The sequence below is a fragment of the Actinomadura flavalba DSM 45200 genome (genome assembly GCF_000374305.1).
GTDB lineage: Bacteria > Actinomycetota > Actinomycetes > Streptosporangiales > Streptosporangiaceae > Spirillospora > Spirillospora flavalba.
Window position 1 is genome coordinate 2,046,419 of record NZ_KB894093.1, and the last position, 6,237, is coordinate 2,052,655.

5 protein-coding genes and 1 pseudogene are annotated in these 6,237 nt (G+C 69.4%); all 6 read left to right on the forward strand.

The window, feature by feature from the left end; all coding sequences use genetic code 11:
* Positions 1-12: 12 nt before the first annotated feature.
* Complete coding sequence (locus tag C229_RS30050) at positions 13-1,233, forward strand: MCE family protein (RefSeq protein ID WP_240487137.1); 1,221 nt, start codon at positions 13-15, stop codon at positions 1,231-1,233.
* A complete protein-coding gene (locus C229_RS0109415) occupies positions 1,230-2,477 on the forward strand; it encodes an MCE family protein (RefSeq protein ID WP_018654821.1) in 1,248 nt (415 codons plus the stop codon). Before C229_RS30050 ends, C229_RS0109415 begins: the two co-directional genes overlap by 4 nt.
* Positions 2,474-3,877: an MCE family protein gene (locus C229_RS0109420; protein WP_018654822.1), complete on the forward strand. Its 1,404-nt coding sequence runs from the start codon at positions 2,474-2,476 to the stop codon at positions 3,875-3,877. Before C229_RS0109415 ends, C229_RS0109420 begins: the two co-directional genes overlap by 4 nt.
* Positions 3,874-4,359, forward strand: coding sequence for a hypothetical protein (locus C229_RS0109425; protein ID WP_018654823.1), 486 nt, complete (start codon positions 3,874-3,876; stop codon positions 4,357-4,359). Before C229_RS0109420 ends, C229_RS0109425 begins: the two co-directional genes overlap by 4 nt.
* Positions 4,356-5,396: a hypothetical protein gene (locus C229_RS32735; RefSeq protein WP_018654824.1), complete on the forward strand. Its 1,041-nt coding sequence runs from the start codon at positions 4,356-4,358 to the stop codon at positions 5,394-5,396. The genes C229_RS0109425 and C229_RS32735 overlap by 4 nt, the downstream gene beginning before the upstream one ends.
* Before the next feature lie 409 nt (positions 5,397-5,805).
* Positions 5,806-6,237: pseudogene (locus tag C229_RS0109435) on the forward strand (DNA-directed RNA polymerase subunit beta); the annotation flags it as partial.

Sequence of the window (6,237 nt, forward strand, 5' to 3'; positions counted from 1 at the left end):
GGCAGGTCACTCGTGCGAAACTCAGCAACCCTCCTCCGCGCCGGCACCGCGGTCCTCGTGCTCGCGGTGCTGGCGGCGGTTGCCGTGGTGCTGCTGCGGGAACCGCCGCAGCGGCGCCTGACGGCGTACTTCACGAGCGCCGTCGGCCTCTACCCGGGCGCGGACGTGCGCATCCTCGGCATGCCCGTGGGCGAGGTCGTCTCGGTGAAGCCGACCGGCGACGCGGTCCGCGTGGAACTGAAGTACGAATCCAAGTACAAGGTCCCGGCGAACGCCCAGGCCGTCATCGTCAACCAGACCCTCGTCGCCGACCGCTACATCCAGCTCACCCCCGCCTACACGGGCGGGCCGGTGATGGCCGACGGCCGGACGCTCGCCGTCGCGCAGACGCGCGTCCCGGTCGAGGTCGACCAGGTCGGCTCCAGCCTCAACGACCTCAGCAAGGCGCTCGGCCCCGACGGCGCCAACGCCAACGGGTCGCTGTCGCGGCTGCTGGAGGTCGGCGCGAACACCTTCGAGGGCCAGGGCGACGACGTCCGCAAGACGATCTCCGACACGTCCAAGATGCTGAGCACGCTCAGCGCCGACCGCGGCGACATCGCCAAGACGATCGAGAACCTGCGGATCATCACCGGGTCGATGAAGGCGAACGACCAGCAGATCAAGCAGTTCAGCGCCCGCCTCAACGGCGTCTCCGGACAGCTCGTGGGGGAGAAGGAGGAGCTGACGGCCGCGCTGGAGACGCTCGGCCCGACACTGCGCAACGTCCAGAAGTTCGTCAAGGACAACCGCGGCGAGCTGTCGGAGAGCACCCGCCAGCTCGCGCAGATCACCGGTGTGCTGGTGAAGCAGAAGGACGCGCTGGCCGAGGTGCTGGAGGTCGGCCCGCTCGCGATCAACAACCTGGCGCGCGCCTACGACCCGATCAGCGGCACCATCCACAACCGCGCCGACCTGCGCCAGTTCAACGACCTGGCCGACTGGATCTGCTCGCTGGCGTACTCGGTCGGCACCCCCGCCAAGGAGTGCCTGGACTTCGTCACTCCCTACAACGGGATCGGCAAGGCCCTGACGGGCCTGCACCTGGACCTGTCGTGGCTGACGGCGCTGACCACGCACTACGACCCGATGCCGATTCCGCCGGACGCCTACGGCCCGAACGATCCGCGCAACCCCAACCGCAAGGGCGGGAAGCGCGACGTGTCCGCTCTGCTCCCGGGAGGTGGCCGATGAGCCGCCGCAACGTCAGGCTCGCCGGGCTGGCGCTCGCCGCGAGCGTCGCCCTGACCGGCTGCGGTTTCCGGGGGGTGGAGTCGATCCCGCTGCCGGGCGGCCCCGACCTCGGGGACAGGCCGCGCACGGTGAAGATCGAGTTCGCCAACGTGCTCGACCTGGTGCCGCAGTCCGTCGTGAAGGTCAACGACGTGTCCGTGGGACGCGTCGACAAGATCGACCTGCGCGGCGGGTCCGGCTGGCACGCGCTGGTGACCGTCCGCATCCGCGGCGACGTGAAGCTGCCGGACAACGCGGTCGCGTCGATCGGCCAGACGAGCCTGCTCGGTGAGAAGTACGTCGCGCTCGCCGCGCCGACCGCCGAGCCCGCCAGCGGGCAGCTCGGCAACGGCGACCTGATCCAGCTCTCCCGCACGACGCGCAGCACCGAGATCGAAGAGGTCCTGTCGGCGATGTCGCTGCTGCTCAACGGCGGCGGCATCGAGCAGGTCTCCACGATCACCAAGGAGCTGAACGCCGCGATGAACGGGCGTGAGGCGGAGATCAAGTCGGTGCTGCGGAGGGTCGACACCTTCGTCGGGACGCTGGACGGCAACCGCGCCGCCATCACCCGGGCGCTGGACAGCATCGAGCGGCTCACCGGCAAGCTGAACGACGAGCGCGCGACGATCAACGACACGATCGACAAGACGGGCCCGGCGCTGACCGTCCTGAACGAGAACCGCGCCGATCTCACCAAGATGCTCAAGGCGCTGGACAACCTCAGCCGCACCACGACCAACGTCGTGAACCGGTCGAAGGACGACCTGATCGCCAACCTCAAGTCGCTGGACACCACGCTCCGGAACGTGAACAAGGCCGGCGACAAGATCCCGAAGAACCTGGAAGCGCTGATCACGTTCCCGTTCCCGGCGACGTTCGGCAACGTCATCGAGGGCGACTTCGGCAACGTCAAGCTGACGATCGACCTGGACTTCGACAACATCGCGCACAACCTGCTGGGCGGCACCGACCTGGACCCGTCCGCCGGAGCCCACCAGATGGCGCAGCGGCTCAAGGTGCCGAACGTGGCGCTGCCGCGCTCGCCGCTTGGCGCGCTGCCGGACGCCGGAGCGGCGGGCACGCCGCCCGCGCCGACTCCGACGCCGACGCCCACGACGACGAAGTCCCCGTCGCCGACGCAGAAGCCGCGGGCCGCCGGTCCCGGTGACATCTCCAGCCTGATGAGGGGGGGTCTGGCGTGATCCTCAAGCGCGGGGTCAAGTTCCAGCTGATCGTCTTCGCGGTGATCACCGTCGTCGGCGTCTGGATCGTCTCGTTCAACTACATCGGCTTCGGCCGCGAGGCGTTCGGCAAGCAGTACAACGCCTACGTCGACCTGACCGACTCGGGCGGCGTGTTCACCAACGCCGAGGTCACCTACCGGGGCGTGCCCGTCGGGCGCGTCGGGGAGATGATCCTGACCGACGCCAAGGACGGCATCAAGGTCCGCCTCATCCTCGACCGCGACGAGAAGCGCCGCATCCCGCGCGAGGGCCTGAAGGCCGTCGTGGCGAACCGGTCGGCCGTCGGTGAGCAGTACATCGACCTCCAGCCCGCCGCGAAGGACGGCCGGGGCGTCAAGTACCTGGACGACCCGGGCGGCCCGTACACGATCCCCCGGCAGAACACGACGCTGCCGGTCTCGACGGCGGAGCTGCTGCGCAACGTCGACAAGCTCGTCTCGTCGGTCAACCCCAAGCACCTCGGGACGATCGTGGACGAGCTGGACGCCGCGTTCGCGGGCTCGGCGACCGACCTCCAGAAGATCCTGGACGACACCGACCGTCTGCTCCAGACTTTCGACGAGGCGTTCCCCGACACCAAGGCGCTGCTGGACAACAGCCGCACCGTGCTGGACACCCAGCGCGGCCAGGCGTCCAACATCGCGGCGTTCTCCCGTCAGCTCAACACGCTGAGCGCGTCGATCCGCAAGGACGACCGGGCGCTGCGCAACGTCATCGACGCCACGCCGGGCGCGGTCTCCGAGACCGACAAGCTCATCACCGGCCTGGAGCCGACGCTGCCGGTGCTGCTGGCCAACCTGACGACGACGGGGCAGATCATCCACCAGCGCATCCCCGGTCTGCGGTCGCTGTTCATCCTGTACCCGGTCACGGTGGCGGGCGCGTTCACCGTGACGCCGGGCGACGGCACGCAGCACCTCGGCCTGGCGCTGAACATCTCCTCGCCGCCGAACTGCACGACCGGCTACAACACCAAGAAGCGCTGGCCGCAGGACACCTCCCGCAAGGTGCCCCGGCTCGACAACGGCTGCAAGGCGCCCAAGGACTCCGAGCAGGCCGTGCGCGGCCACCGCAACATCCCGCGCGACGCGATGCTGCCGGTGCCGAAGGTGCCCGCGGGCGCGACCGACGGGGCCGGGTTCCCGGCCGGCGGTGGCGGCGGAAACGCAGGTGGAGCCCGTGCCGCCGGTGCCGCTGGAACGGACGGAACGGTGGAATACGCCGGGTACGATCCTTCGACCGGCACGGTCTACGCCCCGGACGGCAAGCAGTACGCGATGCCCCGTTCCGTGGGAACTCGCCAGTTGGGAGAGGATGCCTCGTGGAAGTGGCTGCTGGTCGGGCCGCTGAGCCAGTGAAGCGCGAACGGGGGCCGCTGGCCGTCGTCCTCGCGGTGCTCGCCGTGGCGCTCGCGGGCGTCGCCGTCTGGGTCGGCCTCGCCGTGCACGACCGCGCCGAGGCCGACGAGCAGCGCACCAAGGCCGCGCAGACGGCGCGCCAGTTCGGCGTGAACCTCAACTCGCTCGACCACGAGCAGGCCCAGCGCGACCTGGACCGCATTCTCGCCGTCACGACCGGCGGCCTGAAGGACACGCTCGCGAGCCAGTCCAAGACGCTGCTGGACCAGCTCGCCAAGACCAAGGCCAAGTCCACGGTCAGCGAGCCGATCGCGGCGGTCGTCGCGATGGACGGTGACTCGGCGGAGGTCATGGTGTCGATGAACGCGGTCGTCACCAACGACAAGGTCAAGAACGCCGCGCCCCGCCCCTGGCGGTGCGTGATGGACCTCGAACGCAAGGACGGCCGCTGGCTCGTGGCCAAGATGGAGCTGGTCCCATGACGATGCTCGGACGCGGCAAGGGCCGCAAGGACGGCAAGGCGGCCGACGCCGACGAGACCGCCGCCGAGGAACCGGCGGACGAGGCCGCTCCGCAGGACGCCAAGGCCGCGAAGGCGGCCGAGCGCGCCCGGGAGGCCGCGCGCATCGCCGCGCTGGCCGAGGAGGCCGCCGAGCGGGCGCGCGAGGCCGCGCGTCTCGCGCAGGTCGCCGCCGCTGCCGCCGCGGCGGCGGACGAGGCGGCCGAGGCCGGGGACGACGACGAGCCGGTGGCTTCGGCCGCCGCGGCGAAGCCCGCCGCCGTCGAGGTGGACGAGCCCGAGACGGCCGAGTCCGACGACGACCCGGTCGTGACGGCGAAGTCCGGGACCGAGGCGAAGCCCGAGGCCGACAAAGAAGACGACACGGATGAGAAGGACGACACGCCCGTCGTCCTGACGAAGTCCGACGACGAAGCCGCCGAGGACGCGACGTCCGACGAGAAGGACGAGCCGAAGAAGACCGGCGCCGCCAAGGTCCGGAAGCGCGAGCGCGCCGAGGCCGGTTCCGGACGCCGCCGCCCCTCGGCCGGGCTCACCGTCGTCCTGCTCGGCGTCCTGGCGGTCGCCCTGGTGGTCACCTCCGGCGTCCTGTTCTGGAAGAAGCGCGAGGCCGACGCGATCGCGACGGCGTCCCGGCAGGCGGCGTTCGCCGCGACGCGGGCCGCGCAGGACGTCTCGTCCTACGACTTCCAGACGCTCGACGAGGACTTCAAGACCGGCAGCGCGGCGGTCACCGGCAGGCTGCGCACGCAGTACGAGCAGCAGGCGCAGCAGATCCGCGCCTCGGTGACCGAGCAGCAGATGGTGGCGACGACGACCGTCGTCAAGACGGGCGTGATCAGCGCGGGCACGGACAAGGTCGACGTCTTGGTCTTCGCGAACCGCAACGCCGTCAGCAAGAACGACAAGCAGCAGCGGCTTCCCGAGCCGCTGCGCATCCGGCTGACGATGGAGAAGAAGGGCGACCGCTGGCTCGCCTCGAACCTCATCGTGCTGTAGCCGGCGACCGCCCCGGACGTCGCTCCGGAGCCGTCGCCGCAGTGTGAGGCCGCCCCCGTGGGGGCGGCCTTTCGCGTTCCCGGGCCGCCGCATGGGCGCTACCGGCGGGTAAGCGGTGAGATCCTAAACTATGGCCTTCCTCACCGCAGGTCAGAGCCGGAAAAGTCCAAGTCCGCTCTTGACTCGCGGCTCACGAGCAGCGATGCTCGCAGGCAACTGTGATGCATACAGCGGGGCCAGACTTGCAAGCGGTGTAGCATTCGGCTACACTGCCTCTTTGCGCTGCCCTCTGACTATCCTCGTGTGAAGCACCCTTGCCCGCGCCTGCCTGTAGGCGTACTCCGGTCATCTCGCACTTGGACGTCTCGGCGTGCGTGTCGTCACCCGCGAGCCCTCGGAAGGACCACTCTTGGCAGCCTCGCGCAACGCCTCGAATACCGCAACCGGTCCGAACCGCGTCTCCTTCGCGCGCATCAAGGAGCCGCTCGAAGTCCCGGACCTCCTTGCTCTCCAGACCAACTCATTCGACTGGCTGCTGGGCAACGAGAGGTGGAAGTCCCGGGTCACGGCGGCCCAGGAGGCTGGAAGTAAGAGCGTCCCGACCCAGTCGGGCCTCGAAGAGATCTTCGAGGAGATCAGTCCCATCGAGGACTTCTCCGGAACCATGTCGTTGTCCTTCCGGGATCACCGGTTCGAGCCGCCGAAGTACTCCGTGGAGGAGTGCAAGGACAAGGACATGACGTTCTCCGCTCCGATGTTCGTCACGGCGGAGTTCATCAACAACACCACCGGTGAGATCAAGAGCCAGACGGTGTTCATGGGCGACTTCCCGCTCATGACC

What these genes read in the sequence shown, in the direction of transcription:
- C229_RS0109415 (WP_018654821.1), top strand. Translation starts at nt 1,230, where the DNA reads ATGAGCCGCCGCAACGTCAGGCTCGCCGGGCTGGCGCTCGCCGCGAGC.
- C229_RS32735 (WP_018654824.1), top strand. Translation starts at nt 4,356, where the DNA reads ATGACGATGCTCGGACGCGGCAAGGGCCGCAAGGACGGCAAGGCGGCC.